The sequence below is a fragment of the Streptomyces sp. NBC_00669 genome (genome assembly GCF_036226785.1).
Taxonomy (GTDB): Bacteria; Actinomycetota; Actinomycetes; order Streptomycetales; family Streptomycetaceae; genus Actinacidiphila.
Genome location: NZ_CP109018.1, coordinates 8,243,322 through 8,269,641, shown reverse-complemented (window position 1 = coordinate 8,269,641; position 26,320 = coordinate 8,243,322). Strand labels below are relative to the sequence as shown.

Below are 26,320 nucleotides of genomic sequence, written 5' to 3'. Positions count from 1 at the left end.
AGCGGGAGCGCGCGCACCCGAACAGCGCGGTGCCGTAAGGGAGTCAGGGGCGTTCGCGCAGGTGCTCGCGGCGCCGCCGCTCCTCGTCGAGGAGGGCCATGAACTTCCTCGTGCTCGCCTCGGCGTCGCCGTCCTCCTCGTCCTGGACCGGTCCCTGCTCGCGCAGTTGGCGCTCCTGGACCATGGCCGGTGGCACCGGGTCGACGTCGGAGGGGCGCGGGCCCTCGGGTCCGTCCGGCCCGATCCGGATCAGCCGCTCCACCCGGATGATCCGGAAGTGCCGGCCGGCGACGTCGAGTTCGTCGACCTGGTCGGTGTCCAGGTGGTCGGCGGCGCGCTTGTAGAACTCGTGTTCCTCGTCGGTGAGTTCATGCTGCCAGGGCACCATCACCCGCAGTTGCACGGCCAGTCCGTCGCGGGCGTCGCGCGGGGTGGCGGCGGTGCCGGTGGACTGCGGCCGCCAGCGTCCTCCTTCGCGTTCGGCCGCCATGAACGTGGCCGGGAGCAGCACCCCGCCCGGGTGGGTGCGCGCGGCGGCCCGGGAGTCCTCGCGCACGTCGCGCGGCACCGTGCCGTTCTTCCGCAGGGCGGTGAGGAGTTCGACCCGCAGCACGCCGGGCGACAGCCCCGCCTCGCCGCCGGACGCGATGGTCAGGTCCGCCGCGGGATCGAGCGGCGGCTGCGCGGGGTCCGTACGGTCGGGGTCGGTGCCGCGCGGCGGCTCCGGGCCGTCGGGGCCCATCCGGATGAAGCGCTCGGCCCGCACCACGCGGTAGCGCGCGCCGGCCACCGTCAGCTCGTCCAGGCATTCCCAGTCGAGGCGTTCGGCCGCCTCGGTGTACTGGGCGCGGCCGGTCTCGTCGCCGTCGGCCGCGCACCGCTCGGCGCGTGCCCGGAAGTGCGCGCCGAGCGCGTCGCGTGCGTCCTGCGGGGCCAGCCCGGCGAACCCGGGCCGCAACGTCCAGCCGCCCTCGGGGAGTTCACGGGCGACGCCGAACACCGGACCGCCGGCGAACAACGTCGACGGATACGCCTTGCGGGCCTTCCAGGTCTCCACGTCCGCGGGCGCGGACAGCCCGGCCGCGACCGGTGACGGTGGCGCGGTCGGCCGCGGCCACTCCCGGCCGGTCACTTCCTCCTGAGCGTCACCGTTCACCTTCATGCCATTAGCATGCCCGTCCGGCCGTCCCGAGGCCCCCGATTCCAGCAAAACCGCGCTCCGGACCGCGCCGACCGGCGACCGGTTCGCAGGTCACGGGAACGGCGTACGGTCAGCGGCGCGTTCCGCCGTGGCGGAAAACGCCCGGTGGCTCAGCCGGCCTTCGCCAGCTTGGCGATCTGCGCGCTCACGACCTCGGCGGGGATCACCGGGTGGTCACCGGGAAAACCCTGGTTCGAGAAGACCGCGATGGTGGCTCCGCTGCGGACGACGAGGAAGCGGAAGGGCGCCTTGGCGGGTTTGCCGCCGTCGAGATCACCGCTGTCGTCGACGCTCGCCACGATCCGGGTGAGGTCGTACTCCACGGCGTCGTCACCGACGGAGGGCGTGGCCCGCGGCTTGGGGTCGGCGAACCGGTCACCGTCGCGTTCGGGGAAGGAGTCACAGGCTTTGAGGGATGCGCGCAGGTCGGTCATCACCCCGCGGGCGTCGGCCGGTCGGTAGGCGAGCAGCGCGTCCTCCACCGAATCGTGGCCCTTGCCCGTCCGCAGGACGTCCTGGATCAGAACGGCGTGGTGCTGGCGGGTGGTGCTCACCGGTCCCATGGCGATGCCGCCGAGCGGTGCGCACGCGGCCGGGGACACGCGCGGCAGCCGGGTGACGTCGGGGATCGTGTGTTTGATCTCGACGCCGTCCGGGCCCCGGCCGGACACGGTGTCGGTACTCCATCCCGATCCGGGCAGGTCCGCCGGACCCACCGCCGCCTGCTCCAACTGCCGCTGACCGAGCATGCGGTCCGCCGACCGGGAACCGGCTGGGTCGGCCGTACCGGACGCCGCCGCCGTACCGGACGGGCGAGGAGTGGTGCCGCTCGCGCCGCGGCCACCGCCCGGGCTGTCCCCGCCGCTCCCGCAGGCCGTCGCCGCGGCCACCACCGCGGCCAGGCAGATCGCCCCTGCCGCCGATCGCCGCGCCATCCGCGCCCGCGCCGCCCGTCTCCCTGCCCGAGCCCGTGCCGTCCGTGACGTCAGGTCGCCCATGAAGCCCCCCACTGATGTCCACGGCCGAACGCCGTTCAAGCGCCGCACCGTTGTGACGCGGCGCCCTCGCCGCTCCCCCCCGAGGCCCGCACCGCCGCATCATCGGTGCCGGCGGCCTGCGGAAACGTACTCCCGGGCGGCCGCGCGGCGCAATTCCGTAGCGCACGGCCGCCCGCGCGGCCCGAACCGCCGTCCGGGGCGGCGGAATCCCGCGCGGACCGGGAGTGTCAGGCGCCGAGGAAGCGGGCGATGCCCGCCGGGGAGAGCAGGTGCTGGACGGCGAGGCGGCGGGCGCCCTCGATGCCCGCGCGGCGGCCGAGCACGGTGGTCTCGATGGCGACGGTCCGGGTGGCCAGCGGCAGCGCCCGGCGGTAGACCGCGGCGCGGATGTCCGCGAGCAGGTCGTCGTGGAGGGAGGCGATCGAGCCGCCGAGCACGATGGTGTCGGGGTTGTAGAAGCTGACCAGCGAGGCGAGGACGTCGCCGATCCGCTGCGCGGCGAGCCGGACCTGGCGGCGGGCCAGCGGGTCGCCCTCGGCGACGAGGCGCACCACGTCGGCGGCGTGCTCCGCGGGCAGGCCGGCCGCGCGCAGCCGGGCGGCGACGGCGGCGCCGGACGCGACGGCCTCGACGCAGCCGGTGTTGCCGCAGTGGCACAGCACGTCGTCGTGGCCGGGCACCGCGATGTGCCCGATGTCGCCCGCCGCACCGGTGGCGCCGCGGTGCACGACGCCGCCGGAGACGATGCCGCAGCCGATCCCGGTGCCGACCTTGACGTAGAGCAGATGGGCGGCGGCGGGCCGGTGGCCGTACTCGCCGAGCGCCATCATGTTGACGTCGTTGTCCACCAGGACGGGGGCGCCGCGCCGGCCGGCGAAGAACCCGGGCACCCGGTAGCCGTCCCAGCCGCGCATGATCGGCGGGCGCACCACGGTGCCGGTGCTCGCCTCGACCGGGCCCGGCACGCCGATGCTGATCGCGCGGACGTGCTCGGCCGGGTGCCCGGCGGCCGCGAGCATCCGTCCGATCTGGGCGTCGAGCGCGGTCAGTACGGCCTCGGGTCCGTCGTTGATGTCGAGTTCCTCGGTGGCCTCCGCCAGTACGGTGCCGCCGAGTTCGGAGATCGCGACGGTGCCGTGGGTGGCGCCGAGGTCGACCGCGCACACCACGGCGGTGCGCGAGGCGAGTTGCAAGGTCAGCGGCGGGCGCCCGCGCTCGGTGGCCAGCGTGCCGGTCTCGACCAGCAGGCCGCGGTCGATCAGCAGGTCCACCCGCTGGGCGACGGCGGCCCTGGACAGGCCGGTGGCGGTGGCCAGTTGGCTGCGGCGGGTGGCTCCGCCCGCCACGAGCCCGGCGAGTTCGCTGAGCGAGGTGAGCTGCCGGTCGGTTGCTGCGGTCACGTGTACGCCTGTCCCTCTCGATCGATGTCGCCGCCCCGGCCGGGCCGCTCCTCGCGCGCGCCGGGCGGTCCGGCCGGTCCCTGCCCGGGTCGGCCGGATGTGCGGTACCTGCCCTACGGCCCGACACCGGCGCCGGGCCAGGACCGTACGACGGGGCCCCGTGCCCGTTGGTCGTGCCCGCCCGTACAACGGACCCGCACGCACCGACGTCGGCGCGCCGGCGCGGCCGAACCGGACACCCGGCACCGCAGCGCACCCGGCACGGCACCCGGCGCCCCACACCCGCCGGGGCGGGCCCGCCGCACTCTCGCGCGCCCCGACCGGCCCGGCGAACGACCCGACCGTCACCCCGGCGGCCGCCGTCACGCCCGTGACCGCCCGCCGATTTATGACAGAAGTTAGCGTAAATTTTGCCATTGTCAACCGAAACATCCCTGGCTAGCGTCTTGCGTGAGCCGAAATGGAGGGAAGTTTGGTGGCACTCTCGGGGCCCAATGCAAAGAACCCGCCGGGTACGCCCGGCACGACCGGCACGACCGGCACGACCGGCACGCCCGCGCTGCGGACGGCGATCGCCGGCACCGGCATGATCGGCCGGGTCCATCTGGACGCCGTGCGCCGCAGCGGCGCCCCGGTGGTCGGCGTCAGCTCCTCCACGCCGGCCCGGGCGAAGGAGGCCGCCGCCGCGCTCGGCGTGGATCGGGCCTTCGACTCGTCCGAGGAGCTGGTCACCAGCGACGACGTGGACGTGGTGCACATCTGCACGCCGAACGACGTGCACGCCCGGCTGGCCGAACTGGCCCTGCGCGCGGGCAAGCACGTGGTGTGCGAGAAGCCGCTGACCACCTCCTCGGCCACCGCCGACACGCTGGCGGCGCTGGCCGCGCACAGCGGCAAGGTGACGGCCGTACCGTTCGTCTACCGCTACCACCCGATGGCCGCGGAGGCCCGCGCGCGGGTGCTCGACGGCCGGGCCGGGGACGTACGGCTGGTGCACGGGCACTACCTCCAGGACTGGCTGTCGCTGCCGGACGACACCAACTGGCGGGTGGACGCGGTGGCCGGCGGGCCGTCGCGGGCGTTCGCCGACATCGGCTCGCACTGGTGCGACCTGGTGGAGTGGGTGACCGGGCACCGGATCGCCGAACTGACCGCGCTCTCCCAGACGGTGCAGCGCACCGGCGGCCGTCCCGCCACCGAGGACGTGGTGCAGCTGCTCTTCCGCACCGACCTCGGCGCGAGCGGGTCGGTGACCGTCTCGCAGATCTCGCCCGGCCGCAAGAACCGGCTGTGGTTCGAGGTGGACGGCAGCCGCACCTCGCTCGCCTTCGACCAGGAGGCGCCCGAGTCGCTCTTCGTCGGCAGCCGCGGCGAGAACGCCACGGTGCTGCGCGACCCCGCCACCCTCTCCCCCGAGGCCGCCCGGCTGTCGGTGGTGCCCGGCGGGCACCCGATGGGCTACCTCGACTGCTTCGCCGCGTTCGTCCGCGACGTGCACGCCGCCGCCCGCGCGGCCGACGCGCCCGACTCGGAGAGCGCTCCCCCGAACCACGGCGCGGAGCCCGGCACGACTCCCTCAGGAACGGCGGAAAGCGCTCTCCCGGGCACGGAATCCACCCCCGGCGACCCGAACCAGCCGAACACCAGGCACACTGGAGAGCGCTCTCCCGTACCCGCCGCCGACACCGCCCGCCCCACGCCCTTCGCCACCTTCGCCGACGCCGCCCGCATGGTGCGCCTGACCGAGGCCGTACTCGGCTCGGCGGCCGACCGGACCTGGAAAGAGGTCTCCTGAGATGAAGCTGGGCTTCCTCACCGCCTGCCTTCCGCAGCTCCCGCTCGCCGAGATCGCCGGCTGGGCCGCCGCCCACGACTACGACGCGCTGGAGGTCGCCACCTGGCCATCCACCGGGTCGCGCGACTTCGAGGCGAGCCACATCGACGTGGTGGACTTCGGCAAGGCCGAGGCGGACTCGGTCCGCGCGCTGTTCGAGCAGCACTCCCTGACGCTGTCGGCGCTGGCGTACTACGAGAACAACCTGCACCCCGACCGCGAGCGCCGCGCCGAGATCGCCGCCCACGTACGGGCCAACGTGGACGCGGCCGCGCTGCTCGGCGTGGAGTACGTCGGCACCTTCATCGGCCGCCACCCGGGCCTGTCGGTGAAGGAGAACCTCGCGCAGGCCGAGCGCGAACTGCCCGCGCTGGTGGAGTACGCGGGCGAGCGCGGAGTGAAGATCATCATCGAGAACTGCGTGATGGAGGGGTGGCACCCCGACGGCTACCCGGGCAACCTCGCCTACTCCCCCGAGCTGTGGGAGTGGATGTTCGACCTCGGCTTCTACCTCAACTACGACCCCTCGCACCTGCTGTGGCTCGGCATCGACCCGGTCACCGCCCTCAAGCCGTATCTGGACCGCATCCCGCACGCGCAGGCCAAGGACGCGCAGCTCGACCCGCGGGCCCGGGACCGGTTCGGGTTCTTCGGCCGCACCGTGGAGCGCACCGACGGCTGGGACAGCGGCTGGTGGCGCTACCGGGTCCCGGGCCTGGGCGACGTGGACTGGCGCCGGCTGGTGGACACCTTCTACGAGGGCGGCTTCACCGGGGTGCTCTCCGTCGAGCACGAGGACCCCGTGTGGAGCGGCGACGTGGAGCGGGTCACCCGCGGCCTGGAGATCGCCCACCGCACGCTGCGCCCGCTGATCGTCGGGTGACGCCCGTCCCGCGCGCCGACCGGGCGGCCCGCGCCGGCCCCACCGCTTTCCCGTACCCGCACCAGAACCCGCACCCGCACCCGCATTCGCCGCTGTACTTCCAGGAGGCTTCGCTTCGATGGCCAAACCCTTGAGCATTCAGCTCTACACCCTCCGGGACCAGATCGCCGCCGACCGCGACGGCACGCTGACCCGGCTCGCCGAGATCGGCTACCGCTCGGTGGAGACGTACGACCCGACCGCCGACCCGGCCGGTTTCCGCAAGCTCGCCGACGACCTGGGCATCGGCGTGTCCAGCACCCACGCCTACGCGCTGTTCGACAAGGACGCGGGCGAGGTCTTCGACGCGGTCGCCACCGTCGGCACCGACCTGGCGATCATCCCGGGCGGCATCGGGCACGAGGAGTTCACCACCGCCGACGGGCTGCGCCGCACCGCGGACCTGCTCAACGGCTTCGCCGCCAAGGCCGCCGAGCGCGGCATCCGGATCGGCTACCACAACCACTGGTGGGAGATCGAGCCGCGGTTCGAGGGCCGCACCGCGCTGGAGGTGCTGGCGGACGAGCTGGCGCCCGAGGTGTTCCTGGAGGTCGACACGTACTGGGCGCAGGTCGGCGGCGCCGATGTGCCCGCGCTGCTGGGGGCGTTGGGCGACCGGGTGCTGTCCTTGCACGTCAAGGACGGTCCCGGGGTGAAGGAGCAGCCGCACACCGCGGTCGGCAAGGGCGTGATCGATGTGCCGGCGATCCTGGCGGCGGCGCCGGACGCGCAGCGGATCGTGGAGCTGGACGAGTGCGCCACGGACATCTTCGAGGCCGTCGCGGAGAGCCGCGCCTACCTGACGGCGCTGGAGGAGGGGCTTTCATGACCAGCGGTTCGGGTTCCGGGCCGGTCGGCGTCGCGCTGGTCGGTGCGGGGGTGATCAGCACGCAGTACCTCACGGCGCTGTCCACGTTCCCGGACGTCCGGGTGCTGTCCGTCGCGGACCTGGACGTGGACCGGGCCCGGGTGCAGGCGGAGGCGTACGGGGTGCCGCACGCGGGTGACGTGGCGTCGGCGCTGGCGATCCCCGAGGTGGAGATCGTGATCAACCTGACGATCCCCGCCGCGCACGCCGAGATCGCCTCGGCCGCGCTGGAGGCCGGCAAGCACGTCTACGGCGAGAAGCCGCTGGCGCTGGAGCCCTCGGACGGCGCGAAGATCCTCGCGCAGGCGCAGTCGCGCGGCCTGCGGGTGGGCAGCGCGCCGGACACGTTCCTCGGTGCGGGGTTGCAGTCGGCGGCCCGGGCGCTGGCCTCGGGGCTGATCGGCGAGCCGGTCAGCGTGGTCGCGGTGACGCAGGGACCGGGCCCGGAGAGCTGGCACCCGAGCCCGGAGTTCCTCTTCCAGTACGGTGCCGGGCCGCTGTTCGACATCGGTCCGTACTACCTGACCGCGCTGGTGGCGCTCTTCGGTCCGGTGCAGCGGGTCGCGGCGAGCGCGCGGCAGGCGCGTTCGCACCGGGTGATCGGTTCCGGGCCGAAGGCGGGCACCGAGTTCGCGGTGGAAGTGCCCACGCATGTGCACGCGTTGCTCGACTTCGCGTCGGGCCCGAGCACGTCGGCGACGTTCAGCTTCGACTCGTCGGTGCCGCGGCGGATGATCGAGATCACCGGCACCGAGGGCACGTTGTCGCTGCCGGACCCGAACACGTTCGAAGGGCCGCTCCAGGTGCGGGCGTTCGGCGACGAGGAGTGGCGGGACCTGCCGGTGGCGGGGACGACCGCGGGCCGCGGGATCGGCGTGCTGGACATGGCGCGCGGTATCCGGACCGGGGCGCCGCACCGTGCGTCGGGCGAACTGGCGCAGCACGTACTGGAGTTGATGGCCACGGTGACGGATTCCGCGGAGCGGCACGGCTTCGTGGAACTCGAATCCCGCGCTCCGGAGGTGGCGACGCTTCCGGAGGACTGGGACCCGGTGGCGGCGACGTTGACCTGACCTGCGTCGCCGCCACCGCGGCAAGCCCGGGGAACGGCCCCCCGGATGCCTGGTCGACCCACCCGTGGGGGGATGGGTCGGCCAGGTCTTTTGCGTTCGGGCGCCGGCGCCCGGTCGGGGGCGGTCAGGAATTGACGGTGCCGGTCGCGAGCAGGCCGATGATCACCACGCCGATCACCACCCGGTAGATCACGAAGGAGTTGAAGGAGTGCCGGGCGACGAACCTCAGCAGCCAGGCGATGGAGGCGTAGGCGACCACGAAGGAGACGAGGGTGCCGACGGCGAGCGCGGAGGTGCTGACGCCGCCGCTGGTGGCGTCCTTGAGTTCGTACAGTCCGGCACCGGTGAGTGCGGGCAGGCCGAGGAAGAACGACAGCCGGGTGGCGGCCATCCGGTCCAGGTCCCGGATCAGGGCGGTGGAGATCGTGGCGCCGGAGCGGGAGAAGCCGGGGAAGAGCAGCGCGAGGATCTGCGAGCAGCCGACGATCATCGCGTCCTTCACGGTGACCTGGTCCTCGCCGCGCTTGAACCGGGCCATCTGCTCGGCGGCCCACATCACCGCGCTGCCGAAGATCAGCGAGAACGCCACCACCCACAGGGAGCCGAGCGGCCCGTCGATGAGCGGTTTGGCCGCGAGCCCGACGATGACGATGGGGATGGTGGAGTAGATCACCCACCAGGTGAACTTGTAGTCGTGGTTGCCGCGCTCGCTGCGATGGGCCAGACCGCGCACCCAGGCGGTGACGAACCGGGCGATGTCCCGGAAGAAGTAGACGAAGACCGCCGCGATGGCGCCGACTTGGATGACCGCGGTGAAACCGACCACCGCGTCGTCGTCGACGGGGATGTTCATCAGGCCCTCAACCAGCTTGAGGTGGCCGGTGGAGGAGACCGGCAGGAACTCGGTCAGTCCTTCCACGATGCCGAGAATGGCGGCCTGGCCGAGGCCGATGGCGCTCATGGGTGGTTTCCGTCCCCTGGTCTTCTGGTCTTCGGTCTTCCGGAAGTGCGGACGGACCGGGCATACCCGTGGGATGCCCGGTCCGTCCCGAATCGACTACATTCGCGTAGACATCCGGTCAGACTCTAGAGGATCGGTGGCCGCTGTTCGACGTCGGGGCGGCACCGCCCACGGCGTACCGTACCGGAGGCCGGAGCCGTCATATGCCCGGTCACAGGCTGTTTTCCTGGACGTCACCAGCGGTTCGGCCATTGGTCACCTTCCGTGCGACCAGGGGCCTTCGGTCCCGGCCGGTGCGGGTTCTCAGCAGGCGCCCTCGTCCTGCCACACACCCCACTCGCCGGTGGTGCCGGGGGTCTCGCCGGTGGTCCACCACTTGGCGAGCCAGGTGTGGCCGCCGTAGGAGACCTTGTCGCCGCCGACGTAGACCGCGGAGGACGACCAGGCCGTGGCGGTGCAGCCGCCGCCGGTGCTGCCACCGGTGACGGTCAGCGTGTAGGCGGCGGTGTGGGTGGTGCTGCCGGCGGTGCCGGTGACGGTCAGGGTGTAGGTGCCCGCCTTCGCCGCGGTGGTGGTGGCCACCGACAGGGTGGCGCTGCCGCCGGCGGTGACCGAGCCGGGGCTGACCGACGCGGTGACGCCGGCCGGAGCGCCGCTGACGCTCAGCGCGACGGACTGCGCGGACCCGGCGGAGACCGCGGTTTTCACCGTGGAGGTGGCCGAGGACCCGGCGGCGACGGAGCCGGCCGACGGGGTCAGCGCGACCGAGAAGTCGTTCGCGGGCGGCGGGGTGGTGCTGCCGCCGCCGCTGAACGGCTCGAAGGTGTGGCTGAACTGCCAGGTGCTCTGCGCGACTCCGGAGCAGGTGTCCGAGCCGCCCTGGCCGGGGCAGCCGCCGTTGTCGCGCTGGAGCGCCCAGAACGACAGGGTGTTGATGCCCTTGCTGACCGCCCAGTTGTAGACGGTGGTGGCGTTGTCGGTGGTGAAGGTCTCGGCGGCGCCGAAGTCGTCGATGCCGGGCATCTCGGTGATGCCGATCATCGCCCACAGGTCCGCGTCGCTCTTCGACGGGTAGAGCTGCGCGAGCTGGTCGTGCAGGGCCTGCGCGGCGGTCTCGGTGTCGGTGGCCATGTTGTGCGTGGCACCGTCGTAGTAGTCGAACGTCATCAGGTTCACGACGTCGAGCTTCACGCCGTTGGAGACGGCGTTCTGCAGCACCGACAGGCCGGAGCCGTCGCCGGCGGTGCCGGTGGTCAGGCCCTGGGTGGTGGTCGGCAGGGTGTAGGAGAACTGCACGGTACGGCCGTTGCTCGCCGCCCAGTCCTGCACCATCTTGACGGCCTTGTTGCGGCGGTCGATGCCGGCCGCCTTGGTCAGCGAGTTGTCCTCGGTGTCGAGGTCGATCCGGCTGACGTTGTAGGTGGTGATGACCTTCTCGTACGCGGCGGCGATGGAGCTGACGTCGGTGCAGCTGTCGGCGATCTCCGTGCCGCCGTCGTCGGCCGCGTAGCCGCCGAAGGACGGGATGACGTCGCCGCCGGCCGCCTGGATGGCGGCGATGTCGCTGCCGAAGCTGGAGGAGGCGATCGGCAGGGAGGTGTCGCCGTTCCAGTACGGCGTGCAGGAGCCGACCGAGGGCGTCTGGATGAACGCCATCGTCAGGTACTTGTTGCCGGAGGCGGTGGCCAGCCCGGAGAGGCTGTCGCCGTTGTACGCCTCGAAGTACGGGGCGAAGACGTGGCTGGGCAGGGCGGTGGCGGCGGTGGCCTGCGGGGTGGCGGCGTGCGCGCCGCCGGCGCCGGTCAGCGCCAGGCCGGCCGCGGCGGCGGTGGCGGCGAGTCCGGTGAGCAGGGCGCGGAGTGGTCTGCGAACGGGTCCGGTCATGGACCGCGCTCCCTTCGATGTGGGGGTCCCAGCACAGCGGGCCGTGCTGGTCTGGACCAATGCTGACCCATACTGTTTGGTCTGGACCACCCAACTGTCAAGAGCCCTTACAAATAATGCGGTTGACCGGTTCCGGCGCACCGCCGGCCGGCCGGCGCGGACCCCTGTACCGCGCCGACCGACCCGCGTACCGGGCCGCGCCCCGACCCGGGCGCCCCGCCCGCACCGCCGACCGCACCCCCGCCCGCACCCCCGGCCCGACACCCGGCCCGGGCATGCCGGAGGCCGCCACCGCACCCGCGAGGGGAGCACGCGGCGGCGGCCCCGGACGGCTCACCTCAACGCGGACGGCTCACCTCAGTGCAGGCGGCCGAGCAAGGCGAGCGCGGGGACGAACCGGGCCGCGTCCACGGTGCCGACGCCGGTGGCCATGTCGTAGCCCTTCACCGCGGTGTAACCGGTGACGCCGTCGTAGGAGTTGTTCGTGCCGTCCTTGACGTCGACCACCCCGCCGAACTTTCCGGTGCCCTTGGCGAGGGCGTACAGCGCGGTGTGGATGTCGCCGATCCGGTGCCCGGCGACCTGGTCGGCGAGCGCCACGATGCCGGAGAAGAGCGGGCTGGCCTCGCTGGTGCCGCCGTAGACGTCCCAGCCGACGGCCGTCGGGTCGTAGCTGGAGTACACCCAGGCGCCGCCGTCGACCGCCGCGGACATCGAGATGTCCGGGGTGCCGCGCTGCGCGCCGACCACGTTCCGCACGCCGTTCTGGTACGACGGCCGGGCGAAGACGTGCGACTGGCCGCCGCCGCCGGCGCCGTAGTCGTTGTACACGCTCTCCGGCGCGGTGCGGTTGCCGGCCTCGTCCAGGTGGAGCTGGGTGCCGCCGATGGAGGTGACCAGCGGGTCGGAGGACGGCCAGGAGTTCACCTGGTACGGGTAGTTGGAGCTGCCGTCCTCGGTCGCGTCGGTGGCGCCGCCGTCGCCGGAGGAGCCGAGCACCGTCACGCCGCGCCGCGCCGCGTCCTTGAAGGCGTAGCGCAGGTTCTGGATGCTGGAGAAGTCGCCCTTGTCGAAGCCCGGGAAGGTGTTCTCGGTGGCCCCGAAGCTCTGGGTGATGACGTCGCCGACGCCCTGGTCGATCAGCGCCTTCTCGCCGTCCATCATCTCGGGCAGGCCGGTGACGCCCTCGGTCTCGGCGACGCCGGTCTCCAGCAGCACGATGTGCGCGGCCGGGGCGATCGCGTGCGCCATCTCCACGTCCAGCGTGGTCTCGCCGGCCCAGCCGGTGTGGTCGGGGTTGGTCGGGTCGAAGGGCGGCACGTCGCCCCACTTGACGACCTGCACCGTGGTGCTGGGCATCCCGAACTGCTTGCTGTAGACGTCCAGGTCGTGCTGGATCGTCGGCGAGCCGAAGGAGTCGACGATCACGATCGTCCGGCCCTTGCCCGTCACGCCCGCGCGGTAGAGCGGGTTGAGGTCGTACGCCTGCCGGTACTGCGTGGGCGTGTAGCAGTTGATGCCCCACTCGGCCTGGCACTGGGCGATGGTCAGCGGGCTGCCCGCCCCCTTGACCAGCTCATGTCCGACGACGGCGGGCACCGGCTTCACCGCGGGCGCGGCGTGGCCGGCCGCCGCCGTCGCCGCACCGGTGAGCGGGGCCGCCATCAAGGCGGCGGCGGTCAGGGCGGTGGCTCCTGCCGCGGCGACCACGGCGCGCGGCCGCGGGCGAGGTGTGCGCATGGACTCTCCTTGTGTGGAGGGCTCTTCTGGCATGAGGTGCGGCCGTCACGGAGACGGCCGCGGTGGTCACACCGATAGATCATGCCCAGGACAAGGGAGTTCGCCGTTGGCCATCCGTCGTTTTACCCGAACGGCCGATAATTTTACGACGCCATGACCATGTCATGTCGACCCGACGCAACGTCAGACTCACTACTGCGCAGCCGTCACAGGAGTACGAGGCCGGGAGCGTGCGGCAGCGCGCGGGCGGTGACCCCACAGCGGCCACCAACGCCGATGCGCCGCCTGATCGCGGCCACCGACCCACCACCGACTCCGCGACGGAGCCGCCCCGCAGGGGCACACCGTCAGGACACGATGTCCTTCGTACGGAATCCGCGGAACGCCAGCGCGGTGAGCACCACCGCGTACGACACCGAGACCGAGGTGCCCTCGATCATGCCGGTCCACTCGGTGGCCGGCTGCATCGCGTCGAGCCACGCGAACTGCCAGTGCGCGGGCAGGATGTCGCGCCACCGGTGCAGCGCGGTCACCGCGTCCAGCACGTTGCCGACGATGGTCAGGCCGACCGCGCCGCCCACCGCGCCCAACGGCGCGTCGGTGACCGTGGACAGCCAGAACGCCAGCGCCGCCGTGACCAGCTGGATGACGAAGATGTACCCGACCGCGATCGCCAGCCGCGCGACGGCGCTGCCCGCCGGCACCGCGCCCCCGGTGGGGAGTTCGAGGTCGCCCCAGCCGTAGGCCACCGTGCCCGCCACGAGTGCCACCAGCGGCAGCAGGACCAGCGCGACCGCGCTGAAGCCGAGCGCGACGGTGAGCTTGACCACGAGCAGCCGGGCTCGCGGCACGGGCGCGGCCAGCAGGTAGCGCAGGCTCGACCAGCCCGCCTCCGACGCGACCGTGTCACCGCAGAACAGCGCGACCGGCACCACCAGCACGAAGCCCGCCGACACGAACAGGCAGGTCGCCGCGAAGTTGGCGCCGGAGGAGGTGGCCGTGTCGATCAGCGTGGGACCGTTGGCACCGTCGCTCGGGGTGCCGCCGATCGCGAACGCGGCCATCAGCACGAACGGCAGCAAAGCGAGCAGGGCGCCGACCACCAGCGTGCGGCGCCTGCGCAACTGCCGGCGGGCCTCCACCCGCAGCCGCAGCGTACGGCCGGGGCGGTAACCGGGCGCGGTGACGGCCCCGGAGACCGCGGGGTCGTCCGGCGGCTCCGGCAGGTCGGGCACGGGTGCGGCGGGCGCGGTGCTCATGCCGAACCTCCGATCAGGGTCAGGAAGGCGTCCTCCAGGCGGCGGTGCGGGCCGACCTGCGCCACCGGCACGCCGAGCCCGACCAGTTCGGCCACCAGCTCGACCGGCGTCGAGCCGTCCGCGATGACGACGAGCAGCCCGCCCTCGGCCGGCACGGCGGTGGCGACCGCGGGCAGCGCGGCCGCCTTGTCCACCAGGTCCGGCGCCAACTCGCCCGCCACGCCGACCAGTACGGTGTCGGTCGAGCCGACGATCTCCGCCACCGGGCCGGAGGTGATCAGCCGCCCGCGGTCCATGACCACCAGATGCGTACAGGTCTGCTCGACCTCCGCCAGCAGGTGGCTGGAGACGATGACGGTCCGGCCGGTGGCGGCATAGCGGATCATCACCTCGCGCATCTCGCGGATCTGCGGCGGATCGAGGCCGTTGGTGGGTTCGTCCAGGATCAGCAGGTCCGGCAGCCCGAGCATGGCCTGCGCGATCGCCAGCCGCTGCCGCATGCCCTGGGAGTACGTCCGCACCGCGCGCTTGAGCGCGTCGCCGAGCCCGGCGATCTGCAACGCCTCGGCGAGATGGGCGTCTTCGGCCGGGCGGCCGGTCGCCTGCCAGTACAGGTCGAGGTTCTGACGGCCGGTCAGATGCGGCAGGAATCCGGCGCCCTCCACGAAGGCGCCGACCCGGGAGAGCACCGGCGCGCCCGGCCGCACCGCCTCCCCGAACACCCTGATCTCGCCCTCGTCCGGCCGGATCAGGCCCATCAGCATCCGCAACGTGGTGGTCTTCCCCGCGCCGTTCGGCCCGAGCAGGCCGAGCACCTGGCCGGGCTCGACCTGGAAGGTCAACTCCCTTACCGCGTAACGGTCCGCGGACTTCGCGTACCGCTTGCTCAGCCCGCTGATCCGCAACGGGACCGCGGCCAGCGCCGGGTCGGCCGGGCGGGGGCGGACCCGGCGGCGGCCGGTGACCAGCAGCGCCACCGCGACCAGCACCGCGACCGGCGGCAGCACCCAGGTCCACCACGGCAGCGCGTTCGCGTCGGCGCCCAGCGCGCTGTCGGTGGGGACGGTGACGGCGGAGCCGGCCAGCGCGACGGTGTAGGTCGCGGGCGCGGCGGGCGTCGCGTAGCCGAGGTCGGTGCTGGCCAGCACCACGGCCATCCGGTGCCCGGCCGCGAACTCGTGGTCGACCGCGGGGAGTTCGACCCGTACGGTGCGGCCCGACGGCGACCCGGCGACCCGAACCGGCGTGGCCAGGCCGGCCGGCAGGACCTGCTTGCCGTCCGGGCCGACGTCGTAGAGCTTCGCGAACAGCACGGCCTCGGAAGCGGTGGTGGACACCTTGACGGTGACCGTCGGGGCGCCGGTGAGGGTGGTGGCACGGCGCAGGGGCGCGGACACGAAGCGGGCCGACTGGCCCGGGAAGTCGACGGCCACGCTCTGCCCCAGCTGGGCGAGTTGGGAGATCGCGCCCGATCCCGGCACCGAGGAGATCGCGGGCGGCGAGCCGCCGGCCGGGTTGGTGATCTGCTGCGGCGCGCCGGTCAGCGGCACGCGCCGGGCGGCGGTGCCGGCCAGTCCCGGGTAGCGGTCCGCGCTCGCGCCGCGCAGCACCACGCTGCCGTCGGTCGCGTTCAGGCCGCCGGTGCGGGTGACGCGGAAGGAGGGACCGGTACTGACCCCCTTGTCGCCCTTGAGGTAGCGGTCGAACCACGCGGTGACCCGGCCGTTCACCCGGGCGTCCTCGGTGTTGCCGCCGTCGTGGCCGCCCGCGATCCAGTCGACGGACACCGGGGCGCCGTTCGCCTTGATCGCCTTGGCCATGGCGTCGGACTGGGAGAGCGTGAACAGCGAGTCGGTCTGGCCCTGCACGATCAGCGTGGGCACCTTGATCCGGTTGCCGACCGTGGCCGGGCTCAGCGCGGCGAGCTGCGCGCGGTCCGCCGCGGTGGCCTGGCCGCTCGTGGCGACCCGCTTGTACAGATCGCAGATCGACGGCTCGAACCGGCCGCAGACCGGGTCGGCCGAGGCGCTGTCGGGCGGGGCGGCGCCGGCGGTGGGCCCGGAGCCGGTCGGCGCGGAGCCGGTGGGCGTGGAGCCGGTCGGCGCGGAACTGGCAGGCGTGGAGCCGGTGGACGCTGCGGGGGCGTCCGAGGCGGCCGGGGCCGGCGCGTCGCCGGGGGCCGACCCGGGCCCGCCGCCGGTGGGGGGCGACGCCTGACCGGTCGTGGCGCCGATGCCCGCCGGGGTGCCACCGGAGAAGAGGATGCCGCTCCACATCTTCTTGTACACGCCGTCGGGCAGCAGCGCGTCCGCGAAGTCCCAGTACGTCTCGCGGGGCGCGATCGCGTCGATCCGCGGATCGTCGCCCGCCGCGAGCAGCGAGACCGCGCCGCCGTAGGAGATGCCGGAGATGCCGACCCGGGGGTCGCCGGGAGCGTCGAGCTGCACGTCGGGGCGGGTGGCGAGCCAGTCGACGAGCCGGCCGACGTCGGCGACCTCGCCGTCCTTCGCGTTGAGTCCGATCCGGCCGCCGGAAGCGCCGAAGCCGCGCGCGGACCAGGTCAGCACCGCGTAGCCGTGCTTCGCCAGCGCCTCGGCCTGGCCGCGCACGTCGTCCTTGGTGCCGCCGAAGCCGTGCGCGAGCAGCACCGCGGGCCGGCGCCGGGTGCCGCCGTCGGTGAAGTACGAGGTGTCCAGCCGCACTCCCCCGGCGCCGGTCAGCATCGCGTCCGTACGGTGCACCGACCCGCTCGCGCCGCCGGCCGTCGCCGTACCCGCGACGATGCCGCCCACCGCGACGACGGCGAACGCCCCCACCGCCGCGAACCACTTCCGCCCGCGCGGCCACCGTAGATCCATCCCCCGATCCTAGGCCGTGTTTTGGAAGTAGCGCCGTCCGCCCAAAGGGCGGGGCCCGTGGCGTCTGGTGCGTGCGATCGCAAGGCGGAGGGTTGTCCTCGTAGTGGGCCTACTCGGACAAGCCCGACAACGAAGCGAGCGTGCGTGCCAGGCGCCACGGGCCAGGCGGGACTTCCAAAACACGGCCTAGGCGGGACGGCGCCGGGCTCCGTGACCGCCGGTCCGCTCACCGGAGATTCCCAGGAAACCCGCCGGTCGCCGCGCCCGCCCGCCACCCGCGCCCGCCACCCGCACGCCCGGATCAGCGCGGCCGTCCGCACGCGGCCGTCGGCTCACCGATCGGCTCACCGAGCGGCTCGGCGATCAGCCCAGCGATCAGCCCAGCGATCAGCGCAGCGACTCGGGAAGTGCCTCCCGGTGCACGATGCCCAGCCGCTGCGTCGCACGGGTCAGTGCGACGTAGAGGTCACTGGTCCCGAACCGTCCGGGCTCCACGACCAGGACGTGGTCGAACTCGAGCCCCTTCGCCTCGCGCGGGCCGAGCAGCACCACGGACCGGGCGAGGTCGGGTTCCCCGCCTGCCTCGACCCCGTCGAGCCGGGCCGCGATCTCCTCGTGCAGCGCACGCGGGGCGATCACCGCGAGCCGCCCCTCCTCGGGCGTGAACTCGGCGACGGCCCGCGCCACCGCGCCCGCCAGATCCGCACCGGACTCCCGCGTCCACGGCCGCTCCCCGGTGGACCGCACCGACCCGGGCGGCTCGAACGACGGGTCCTGGGCCCGTACCACCCGCGCGGCCAGCTCCATGATCTCCGCGGGCGTGCGGTAGTTGACCCCCAGCCGCACATGCGTGAACCGGTCACCGACATACGGCTCCAGGATCTTCTGCCACGATCCGACACCCGCCTCCTCCGAGGTCTGCACCGGATCGCCGACCAGGGTCAGCGAGCGGGTCGGCGACCGGCGCATCAGCAACCGCCACGCCATCGGGGAGAGTTCCTGCGCCTCGTCGACGATGATGTGCCCGAAGGCCCAGGTCCGGTCGGCGGCGGCCCGCTCGGCCGCGCTCCTGTGGTCGGCCTCCTCCTGCCGCGCGGCCATCCGATCGGCGTCGATGATGTCGTGGGCGGCCAGCACCTCGGACTCGCCGTCCTCGAACTCGTAGGTCTCCGACGCCCGGGACAGCTCCAGCACACCCTGCGCGTAGTCGACCCGCCGCCGGCGCTCGGCCTCCGCCGCGGCCCGCTCGGCACTGTCGTCGGTCCCGAGCAGTTCGGCCGCCTCGTCCAGGAGCGGCACGTCGGCCGGGGTCCACTCCCGGTCGCCGGGAGCGCGGCGGACGGCGTCGGCGTCCTCGTCCGCCAGGTACACCGGCTCGGCCAGGTAGCCGGCGAGGAACGCCTCGGGGGTGAGCGCCGGCCACAGCTCCGCCACGGCGGCCTGCACCTCCTCGCTCGCGGCGACACCCTTGCCGAGCTGGGCGATGTCGGCAGGGCCGAGGAAGTTGGGGCCGCCGTACGGGTCCGTGCCGATGCGCTCGGCGAGTTGCGCGGTGAGGGCGTCGATGACGTGGAACGCGAAGTACGGGCGGGCGAGGTTGTGCGGCAGGCGGGTCTCGCGGGCCGCCTGGCGGGCTTCGTAGGCGATCTCCCAGTCCAGCACGAGGTCGCCGTCGTCGTGCCGGATGACCATGGGTGCTCCGGGCTCGGGCATCTGCTGCCGGTCGCGTACGGCGAGGGCGAGCGCCTCGGCCATCCCCGCACCGCCCTTGACGGCCGCCGCGCGGGGGGTGTCGGTGCCGCGGGCGTCCACACCGGGGTAGAGCTCCGCCTGCGTGGCGAGCATGACCCCGGTCTCGCCGAGGGCCGGCAGCACCTCGCCGATGTAGCGCAGGAACGCCGGATTGGGCCCCACCACCAGGACCGCGCGCTTGGCCAGCAGCTCCCGGTGCTCGTACAGCAGGTAGGCCGCACGGTGCAGCGCGACCGCCGTCTTGCCGGTGCCGGGGCCGCCCTCGACGACCAGGACCCCGCGGTGCGGAGCGCGGATGACGCGGTCCTGTTCCGCCTGGATGGTTTGCACGATGTCGCCCATCCGGCCGGTGCGGGCGGAGCTGAGCGCGGCCAGCAGCACGGTGTCACCGCTCGGGTCCTCGAAGCCGCTGCGTTCGCGGTCGTCGAGATCGAGGATCTCGTCGTGCAGCTCGGTCACCGTGCGGCCCTCGGTGCTGATATGCCTGCGCCGGCGCAGACCCATGGGCGTATGGCCGGTGGCGAGATAGAACGGTCGGGCGACCGGCGCCCGCCAGTCGATCAGAACGGGTGTGCGCTCCGCGTCGTCCGCGCGAATTCCGAGCCGGCCGATATGGTGCGTGGCGCCGTCGCGGAGATCAATACGGCCGAAGCAGAGCGAACCGTCCACCGCATTCAGCGCGGCCAGCAGCCCGGACCGCTCGGCGACCAGCACCTCGCGCTCGACCCGGGCCTGCCGCCCGCTTCCCACCGGGGCCAACGCGTCCTCGACCCGCTCCGCGGCGGACTCGCGCAGCGTGTCGACACGGCCGTAGAGCCGGTCGAGGAATTCCTGTTCCCGCTCCAATTCGACACTTTCGCGAGTTGACAAAGCTGCTCCCTACTGGCTAAGCTGTGCCTATCAGCCCCCGATGTGGGGCTTTTCTCATGCGCGCACAGAAACCCTCAATATACGCGAGCAAATCCCCGTTCCGCAATTGCGGTGCGGGGATTTCCGCGCCCGTCCCTCCCGTGTCGGTGGCGCGGGATACGGTCGGGGGCGTGAGCAAGGGGTTGACGGCGGCGCAGCGCAGGGCGGTCACGGGGTCCGACCCGTCGACGGGTCGGGTGGCCGCCGGAGCCGTGGTGTGCACGGGACTGGTGGCGGCCGGGTTGGCGGTGCGGCACGGGCGGGCGGGGCAGCACTACCTGACGCCGGAGGGCCGGCGGGTGCGGGCCGAACTGGCCGAGCGCGACGCCCGGGTCGCGCGGGAGGCGGCCGGGGAACCGGCGCAGGGTGGGCACACCGAGCCGGAGCGCGGGCAGTTCGTCGCCGACGACGGGTCCGGGACGGTGCGTACGACCGCGGCGCGGCCCGGTGAGGTGGCCGCCGCGTGGGAGGGGCTGCTCCAGATCCGCGCGGTGCTGGGTGACGGCGCGGTGGAGGTGCCGGCGGGCTGGGAGCGGGAGCGGCCGGTGCACGCGGTGGCGCTGGCCCTGGAGGCGGCGGGGGTGCCGCCGCACCGCGCCGAGCGGCCGTCGGGCTACCGGGTGGGGCCGTCCGATCATCCGGGCCTGGTCGAGGTGACCTGGTCCGAGGCCGGTTCGGGGCCGGCCTCGCTCGCCCGCGTCGTCGCGCTGCTCGGCCCGCTCGGCTGGCAGGCGACCGAGCACCACGCCCGCGGCGGCGCGCCCTTCCTGCTCGTCTCCCCCCGCCACACCTGACCGCGCGCCCCCGCCGCCCCCACCTCCCTCCCGCTACCCGGACCACCCCCGCCCGTCCCGGTCGCCCGCCGCGCTTCAGACCGCGGGCGGCGCCGCCGCGAGCCCGGCCACCGGCGGGTTGAGGCGGGTGAACCCCTCCTGCCGCTGGTACGGGAAGTAGGGATACGGCGCCGTCCGCCCGCTCGCCGCGTCGAGCCTCGCCGTCTGCTCCGGGGTGAGCGCCCAGCCGACCGCGCCGAGGTTCTGCCGGAGCTGCTCCTCGTTGCGGGCGCCGATGATGACGGAGGAGACGGTCGGCCGCCGGAGCAGCCAGTTGAGAGCGATCTGCGGGATGGCCTTGCCGGTCTCCTCGGCGATCTCGTCGAGGACGTCGACCACGCGGTAGAGGAGTTCGTCCTCGACCGGCGGGCCGAAGTCGGCGGTCTGGTGCAGCCGGCTGCCGGCGGGCAGCGGCCGGCCGCGGCGGATCTTGCCGGTCAGCCGGCCCCAGCCGAGCGGGCTCCAGACCACCGCCCCGATCCCCTGGTCGAGCCCGAGCGGCATCAGCTCCCACTCGTAGTCGCGCCCGACGAGGGAGTAGTAGACCTGGTGCGCGACATAGCGCGGCCGGCCGTACTTCTCCGCGACGGCGAGGGACTTCATCACCTGCCAGCCGGAGAAGTTGGAGACTCCGACGTAGCGGACCTTGCCCGCTCGCACGAGGTCGTCGAGCGTGGCCAGGACCTCCTCGATCGGCGTGCCGGCGTCGTAGGCGTGCAGTTGGAAGAGGTCGATGTGGTCGGTGCCGAGCCTGCGCAGCGCGGCCTCGCACGCGGCGAGCAGCCGCGACCGGGAGGAGCCCGCGTCGCCCGGCCCGTCGCCCGTGGGCAGGCTGGTCTTGGTGGACACGATCACCTGGTCCCGGCGGCCCTTGATCGCCTCGCCCAGCACCTCCTCGGACGCGCCGCCGGAGTAGACGTCGGCCGTGTCGAACATCGTGATCCCGGCGTCCAGGCAGATGTCCACCAGACGGCGTGCCTCGCGGGCGTCGGTGCTGCCCCAGGCGCCGAAGAGCGGGCCCTGCCCGCCGAACGTGCCGGCGCCGAAGCTCAGCGCGGGCACCTTGAGGCCGGACGAACCCAACCGCCTGTATTCCATGACTGCTCCTTCGATCGTTCGCTCGTCCACCGGGCGGCGGCGCGCGCCGCACGCGGCACGCACAGCACCGCGGACACGCGCCGCCCAGCGACTAACGGTTCTCCAGTTCCGTTAAGCTAGGTCTGACGATAGCACTGGCGCAGCCATTAATGGAACCGGAGTCCCGTTATGACCGTGGAACGACCAGACCCGGGAAGCGTCCGACCAGGCGGGCGGACGGCACGCGTGCGCGCCGCCGTGCTCGACGCGGCCGGCGACGCCCTGGCCGAACAGGGCTTCGCCCAGCTGGACCTGGCCGATGTCGCGCGCCGCGCCGAGGTGGGCCGGACCACCGTCTACCGCCGCTGGGGCACGGTGACCGGCCTGGTGGCCGACCTGCTCACGGACATGGCCGAGCGTTCGCTGCCGCGCACCGAGACCGGCTCGCTGCTCGGCGACCTGACGGCCAACGCCCGGCTCGTCCAGCGCACGCTGGCCGACCCGCGGCAGGGCGCGCTGTTCCGTGCGGTGATCGCGGCCGCCACCTGCGAGCCGAAGACCGCCGAGGCGCTGCGGCGCTTCTACCTCACCCGCGTCGGCGAGTGGGCGCCCTGCGTCCAGCAGGGCATCGACCGCGGCGAGGCGCCCGAGGGCACCGACACCCACGAGGTGATCCGCGCGGTGTCCGCCCCCCTCTACTACCGCCTGCTCACCGGCGGCGAGCGGCTCGACGAAGCCGCCGCGGACCGGGCCGCCGCGGCCGCCATGGCCGCCACCCGCGCGGGCGTCTTCGTGCGGAGCGCCGAGCCGCGCTGAACCGTCGTCCCCTGACCGTCCCCTGACCACCCCCGCGCCGCGACGCGGGGCAGCACGCGGCAGCACCCGGGTCCACCGGTGGCCGTCGCGGTTTCTCGCGCCCCGATACCCGACATGACGCCCAGATGTCCGGGTTATTGCGAGAAGAAATCGCAATCTTGCACGAACTCATTTACTTACTGCGGCGGCGCTCGTAGTCTCTCCACGCCCGGCCGGGTGTCCCACTTCCCCTCACCCCCGACCCGCAAGGACCTGCCTGTGTCGCAACAAACGCGCAGCCACGACCAGAACCCCCCACGGCAGCACCGGTTCAGACGGCGCGGCACCGCCGCCGTGCTCTCCTTCGCGGTCGCCGCCGCGGCCGCGCTCACCGCGGTGACCCTGGCGAGCGCCCCGTCCGCGCACGCCGCCGGCGGCGTACCGGCCCCCTCGCCCGTCGGCATCTCCGGCCGCGGCGCGAACGTGCCGTTCACGGAGTACGAGGCGGAGTACGCCAACACCAACGGCGCCCTGATCGGCCCGGACCGGCTCTACACCCACCTGCCCTCGGAGGCGTCCGGCCGGCAGGCCGTGACCCTCGACGCGGTGGGCCAGTACGTCGAGTTCACCCTCACCAAGCCCGCCAACGCGATGTCGCTGCGCTACAGCATCCCGGACTCCGCCGACGGCAAGGGCCGGGACGCCTCCCTCGACGTGCAGGCGAACGGCCAGTCCGTCAAGACCCTGCCGGTGACCTCCCGTTACAGCTGGTACTACGGCGGCTACCCGTTCAGCAACGACCCGGGCGGCGGCAACGCGCACCACTTCTACGACGAGTCCCGGACCATGTTCGGCACCACCTACCAGGCCGGCACGAAGATCCGGGTGCAGGTCACCTCGACCGCGCAGTCACCGTCGTTCACCATCGACCTCGCCGACTTCGAGCAGGTGGCCGCGCCGATCGCCCAGCCCTCCGGCTCGATCAACGCCGTCACCGACTACGGCGCCGACCCCACCGGCGCCACCGACTCCACCGCGAAGATCCAGGCGGCGGTCGACGCCGGCCAGGCGCAGGGCAAGCCGGTGTACATCCCGCAGGGCAACTACACGCTCTACGACCACGTCATCGTGGACGGCGTGACGGTCGAGGGCGCCGGTCCCTGGTACACCGTCTTCGGCGGCCGCGACCCGGTGAACCGCAACCGCGCCGCGGGCTTCTACGGCAAGTACGTCGCCGGCGGCGGCTACACCGGGGAGATCCGGCCGAAGGAGGCCGGCGGCCCGAGCAAGAACGTCACCCTGAAGGACTTCGCCATCATCGGCGACATCACCGAGCGGGTCGACGACGACCAGGTCAACGGCATCGGCGGCGCCCTGTCGAACTCGACCATCGACGACCTGTGGATACAGCACGTCAAGGTCGGCGCCTGGATGGACGGTCCGATGGACCATCTCACCATCGAGAACAGCCGCATCCTGGACACCTCGGCCGACGGCGTCAACTTCCACTCCGGCGTGACCGATTCGACCGTCACCAACACCTTCGTCCGGGACACCGGCGACGACGGGCTCGCGTCCTGGCCGGAGAAGGCGCCCAACGCGGACGACAGCTTCACCCACAACACGGTGGTGCTGCCGGTGCTGGCGAACAACATCGTCACCTACGGCGGCAAGGACTTCACGATCTCGGACAACGTGATGGCCGACACCGTCACCAACGGCGGCGGCCTGCACATCGCCAACCGCTACCCGGGCGTCAACGGCGGCTCGGCCAACGGCGTCTCCGGCACCATCACCGCGGACTCCAACACCCTGATCAGAGCCGGGAACAGCGACTACAACTGGCAGTTCGGGGTGGGCGCGATCTGGTTCGACGGCCTCCAGGGCACCGTCGACGCGGACATCGAGATCACCAACACCGACATCCTCGACAGCTCCTACGAGGCGATCCAGTCGATCGAGGGCGGCGGCGTCACCGGCGTCCACTTCAAGAACGTCAACATCGACGGCGCCGGCACCTTCGCCATCCAGGGCCAGGCCCCGGCGAACATGACCTTCACCAACGTGACCGCGAAGAACATCGCGCAGGCGGACAAGCCGATCTACAACTGCGAGGGCACCGCCCTGGTCCTCAACGACAGCGGCGGCAACTCCGGCTGGAACAACGGCGGTCAGCAGTGCAACGGCTGGCCCGCGCCGGTGTGGACCAACGGCGGCGTGCCCACCGGCGGCGGCAGCGGGGGCGACAGCGGCGGCACCACCCCGCCGACCACGCCTCCCACGACGCCCCCGACCACCCCGCCGACCACTCCCCCGGCCGGCGGCAACCTCGCCAAGGGCCACCCGGCCACCGACACCGGCCACTCCGACGTCTACACGGCCGCCAACGCGGTGGACGGCGACGCCAACTCGTACTGGGAGAGCACGAACAACGCCTTCCCGCAGTCGCTGACCGTCGACCTCGGCTCCGCCCAGACCGTCGGGCGCCTGGTGCTGAAGCTGCCGCCGGCCGCCGCGTGGGCCACCCGCACCGAAACCCTCTCCGTCCTCGGCTCCACGAACGGCTCCACCTTCAGCACGCTCAAGTCCTCCGCCGGGTACACCTTCAACCCTTCCAGCGGGAACACCGCTACGGTGTCCTTGAGCCCGACCTCCACCCGCTACCTCCGGCTCACCTTCACGGCCAACACCGGCTGGCCCGCGGGCCAGCTCTCCGAGCTGGAGGCGTACGCCTCCTGACAGGCGTACGCCTCCGACCGGATCGGGGCACCTCTCACCGGAGGGGTGCCCCGCACCCGGACCGCAGCACGGCACGACGGCCGGCCCGCAGGACCGTGAGACCGCAGGACGCCGGGATCGCCGCGCGTACCAGCCGCAGGTCACCGCGGCGCGGCGGCGGCAGGGCCCAGCTCCGCCCGCGCTTTCGGCAGCGCATAGAGTCGCGTTCCATGGAATATCGTCACCTCGGCCGCAGCGGCCTGTTCATCAGCGAGATCGCCTACGGAAACTGGCTCACCCACGGCTCCCAGGTGGAGGAGGACGCCGCCACCGCGTGCGTGCGCGCCGCGCTCGACGCGGGCATCACCACCTTCGACACCGCCGACGTCTACGCGCAGACCCGCGCCGAGTCCGTGCTCGGCCGCGCGCTGAAGGGCGAGCGGCGCGAGGGCCTGGAGATCCTCACCAAGGTCTTCTGGCCCACCGGCCCGGGGCACAACGACCGGGGCCTGTCCCGCAAGCACATCGCGGAGTCCATCGAGAACTCGCTGCGCCGGCTGCAGACCGACCACGTCGACGTCTACCAGGCGCACCGCTTCGACGTCTCCACCCCGCTGGAGGAGACGATGGAGGCGTTCGCGGACGTCGTGCACTCCGGCAAGGCGCACTACATCGGCGTCTCGGAGTGGACCTCGGACCAGATCAGGCGCGGCCACGCGCTCGCCCGCGAGCTGCGCATCCCGCTGGTGTCCAACCAGCCGCAGTACTCGGCGCTGTGGCGGATCATCGAGGGCGAGGTCGTGCCCACCTGTGAGGAACTGGGCCTGGGCCAGGTGGTGTTCTCGCCGATCGCGCAGGGCGTGCTGACCGGGAAGTACAAGCCGGGGCAGCAGCCGCCGGCCGGTTCCCGGGCCACCGACGGCAAGGGCGGCTCGGACATGATCAGCCGCTGGATGCACGACGACCTGCTGGAGCGGGTGCAGCAGCTCCAGCCGCTGGCCGCCGAGGCGGGCCTGTCGCTGGCCCAGCTCGCCGTCGCCTGGGTGCTCCAGAACCCGAACGTCTCCGCGGCGATCGTCGGCGCCTCCCGCCCCGAGCAGGTCGCGGAGAACGCGAAGGCCGCGGGCGTGAAGCTCGACGCCGAGCTGATGGCGAAGATCGAGGAGGTGCTCGCCCCGGTCGCGATCACCGACCCGAAGCGGGTCCACGAGAACGTGCCCGAGCGCCGCTGAGGCGGA

18 protein-coding genes are annotated in these 26,320 nt (G+C 73.0%); 8 read left to right on the top strand and 10 right to left on the bottom strand.

Annotated features, from left to right (window positions below; translation table 11 throughout):
- Positions 1–43 precede the first annotated feature (43 nt).
- The 3 genes from OG896_RS34905 to OG896_RS34895 all read right to left on the bottom strand — a co-directional run bounded on the left by OG896_RS34905 (position 44) and on the right by OG896_RS34895 (position 3,599).
- The gene (locus OG896_RS34905; RefSeq protein ID WP_329371800.1) at positions 44–1,162 is read right to left on the bottom strand and encodes a DUF5954 family protein; all 1,119 of its coding nucleotides are present in this window, start codon (positions 1,160–1,162) and stop codon (positions 44–46) included.
- 149 nt (positions 1,163–1,311) lie between these two features.
- Positions 1,312–2,136 carry a hypothetical protein gene (locus OG896_RS34900; protein ID WP_329371797.1) on the bottom strand — a complete coding sequence of 275 codons (825 nt, stop codon included), beginning with the start codon at positions 2,134–2,136 and terminating at the stop codon, positions 1,312–1,314.
- A 290-nt stretch (positions 2,137–2,426) separates the two neighbouring features.
- Complete coding sequence (locus OG896_RS34895) at positions 2,427–3,599, bottom strand: ROK family protein (protein ID WP_328461302.1); 1,173 nt, start codon at positions 3,597–3,599, stop codon at positions 2,427–2,429.
- Positions 3,600–4,074: 475 nt separating this feature from the next.
- Between OG896_RS34895 and OG896_RS34890 the strand changes: the two genes are divergently transcribed.
- The 4 genes from OG896_RS34890 (at position 4,075) to OG896_RS34875 (ending at position 8,296) form a co-directional block, all read left to right on the top strand.
- The gene (locus OG896_RS34890) at positions 4,075–5,394 is read left to right on the top strand and encodes a Gfo/Idh/MocA family protein (RefSeq protein WP_329371794.1); all 1,320 of its coding nucleotides are present in this window, start codon (positions 4,075–4,077) and stop codon (positions 5,392–5,394) included.
- Position 5,395: 1 nt separating this feature from the next.
- Positions 5,396–6,316, top strand: coding sequence for a sugar phosphate isomerase/epimerase family protein (locus tag OG896_RS34885; RefSeq protein WP_328461306.1), 921 nt, complete (start codon positions 5,396–5,398; stop codon positions 6,314–6,316).
- Between the two features lie 118 nt (positions 6,317–6,434).
- Positions 6,435–7,184, top strand: a complete 750-nt coding sequence (locus OG896_RS34880; protein ID WP_328461308.1) for a sugar phosphate isomerase/epimerase family protein — start codon at positions 6,435–6,437, stop codon at positions 7,182–7,184.
- Positions 7,181–8,296 carry a Gfo/Idh/MocA family protein gene (locus OG896_RS34875; protein ID WP_329371791.1) on the top strand — a complete coding sequence of 372 codons (1,116 nt, stop codon included), beginning with the start codon at positions 7,181–7,183 and terminating at the stop codon, positions 8,294–8,296. Before OG896_RS34880 ends, OG896_RS34875 begins: the two co-directional genes overlap by 4 nt.
- Positions 8,297–8,420: 124 nt before the next feature.
- On the opposite strand, the gene OG896_RS34870 is transcribed toward OG896_RS34875, so the two are convergent.
- The 6 genes from OG896_RS34870 to OG896_RS34845 form a co-directional block, all read right to left on the bottom strand.
- Positions 8,421–9,257: an undecaprenyl-diphosphate phosphatase gene (locus OG896_RS34870; RefSeq protein WP_329371789.1), complete on the bottom strand. Its 837-nt coding sequence runs from the start codon at positions 9,255–9,257 to the stop codon at positions 8,421–8,423.
- A 303-nt stretch (positions 9,258–9,560) separates the two neighbouring features.
- Positions 9,561–11,141 carry a chitinase gene (locus tag OG896_RS34865; protein ID WP_329371787.1) on the bottom strand — a complete coding sequence of 527 codons (1,581 nt, stop codon included), beginning with the start codon at positions 11,139–11,141 and terminating at the stop codon, positions 9,561–9,563.
- A 357-nt stretch (positions 11,142–11,498) separates the two neighbouring features.
- On the bottom strand, positions 11,499–12,881 hold the full coding sequence (locus OG896_RS34860; protein ID WP_329371785.1) for a S53 family peptidase: 1,383 nt from the start codon (positions 12,879–12,881) through the stop codon (positions 11,499–11,501).
- A gap of 347 nt (positions 12,882–13,228) precedes the next feature.
- A complete protein-coding gene (locus tag OG896_RS34855; protein WP_329371783.1) occupies positions 13,229–14,140 on the bottom strand; it encodes an ABC transporter permease in 912 nt (303 codons plus the stop codon).
- Positions 14,137–16,998, bottom strand: coding sequence for an alpha/beta fold hydrolase (locus OG896_RS34850; RefSeq protein WP_329371781.1), 2,862 nt, complete (start codon positions 16,996–16,998; stop codon positions 14,137–14,139). The genes OG896_RS34855 and OG896_RS34850 overlap by 4 nt, the downstream gene beginning before the upstream one ends.
- Positions 16,999–17,385: 387 nt before the next feature.
- Positions 17,386–19,596 carry a HelD family protein gene (locus tag OG896_RS34845; protein ID WP_329374457.1) on the bottom strand — a complete coding sequence of 737 codons (2,211 nt, stop codon included), beginning with the start codon at positions 19,594–19,596 and terminating at the stop codon, positions 17,386–17,388.
- A 194-nt stretch (positions 19,597–19,790) separates the two neighbouring features.
- On the opposite strand from OG896_RS34845, the gene OG896_RS34840 reads away from it, so the two are divergent.
- A complete protein-coding gene (locus OG896_RS34840) occupies positions 19,791–20,453 on the top strand; it encodes a hypothetical protein (protein WP_329371779.1) in 663 nt (220 codons plus the stop codon).
- Positions 20,454–20,528: 75 nt separating this feature from the next.
- Here the strand turns inward: OG896_RS34840 and OG896_RS34835 are convergent, their stop codons facing one another.
- Positions 20,529–21,590 carry an aldo/keto reductase gene (locus tag OG896_RS34835; protein WP_329371778.1) on the bottom strand — a complete coding sequence of 354 codons (1,062 nt, stop codon included), beginning with the start codon at positions 21,588–21,590 and terminating at the stop codon, positions 20,529–20,531.
- Positions 21,591–21,758: 168 nt separating this feature from the next.
- On the opposite strand from OG896_RS34835, the gene OG896_RS34830 reads away from it, so the two are divergent.
- From OG896_RS34830 to OG896_RS34820, 3 genes are all read left to right on the top strand, one after another.
- Positions 21,759–22,385, top strand: coding sequence for a TetR/AcrR family transcriptional regulator (locus OG896_RS34830; protein ID WP_329371776.1), 627 nt, complete (start codon positions 21,759–21,761; stop codon positions 22,383–22,385).
- 258 nt (positions 22,386–22,643) lie between these two features.
- Positions 22,644–25,103, top strand: coding sequence for a discoidin domain-containing protein (locus tag OG896_RS34825; RefSeq protein WP_329371775.1), 2,460 nt, complete (start codon positions 22,644–22,646; stop codon positions 25,101–25,103).
- 209 nt (positions 25,104–25,312) lie between these two features.
- Positions 25,313–26,314 (top strand): aldo/keto reductase family protein, encoded by a 1,002-nt coding sequence (locus OG896_RS34820; RefSeq protein WP_328461333.1) that lies wholly within the window; start codon positions 25,313–25,315, stop codon positions 26,312–26,314.
- Positions 26,315–26,320: the final 6 nt, after the last annotated feature.

What these genes read in the sequence shown, in the direction of transcription:
- OG896_RS34855 (WP_329371783.1), bottom strand. Translation starts at nt 14,140, where the DNA reads ATGAGCACCGCGCCCGCCGCACCCGTGCCCGACCTGCCGGAGCCGCCG.
- OG896_RS34905 (WP_329371800.1), bottom strand. Translation starts at nt 1,162, where the DNA reads ATGAAGGTGAACGGTGACGCTCAGGAGGAAGTGACCGGCCGGGAGTGG.
- OG896_RS34830 (WP_329371776.1), top strand. Translation starts at nt 21,759, where the DNA reads ATGACCGTGGAACGACCAGACCCGGGAAGCGTCCGACCAGGCGGGCGG.
- OG896_RS34835 (WP_329371778.1), bottom strand. Translation starts at nt 21,590, where the DNA reads ATGGAATACAGGCGGTTGGGTTCGTCCGGCCTCAAGGTGCCCGCGCTG.
- OG896_RS34880 (WP_328461308.1), top strand. Translation starts at nt 6,435, where the DNA reads ATGGCCAAACCCTTGAGCATTCAGCTCTACACCCTCCGGGACCAGATC.
- OG896_RS34870 (WP_329371789.1), bottom strand. Translation starts at nt 9,257, where the DNA reads ATGAGCGCCATCGGCCTCGGCCAGGCCGCCATTCTCGGCATCGTGGAA.
- OG896_RS34860 (WP_329371785.1), bottom strand. Translation starts at nt 12,881, where the DNA reads ATGCGCACACCTCGCCCGCGGCCGCGCGCCGTGGTCGCCGCGGCAGGA.
- OG896_RS34885 (WP_328461306.1), top strand. Translation starts at nt 5,396, where the DNA reads ATGAAGCTGGGCTTCCTCACCGCCTGCCTTCCGCAGCTCCCGCTCGCC.
- OG896_RS34900 (WP_329371797.1), bottom strand. Translation starts at nt 2,136, where the DNA reads ATGGCGCGGCGATCGGCGGCAGGGGCGATCTGCCTGGCCGCGGTGGTG.
- OG896_RS34875 (WP_329371791.1), top strand. Translation starts at nt 7,181, where the DNA reads ATGACCAGCGGTTCGGGTTCCGGGCCGGTCGGCGTCGCGCTGGTCGGT.
- OG896_RS34820 (WP_328461333.1), top strand. Translation starts at nt 25,313, where the DNA reads ATGGAATATCGTCACCTCGGCCGCAGCGGCCTGTTCATCAGCGAGATC.
- OG896_RS34865 (WP_329371787.1), bottom strand. Translation starts at nt 11,141, where the DNA reads ATGACCGGACCCGTTCGCAGACCACTCCGCGCCCTGCTCACCGGACTC.
- OG896_RS34850 (WP_329371781.1), bottom strand. Translation starts at nt 16,998, where the DNA reads ATGGATCTACGGTGGCCGCGCGGGCGGAAGTGGTTCGCGGCGGTGGGG.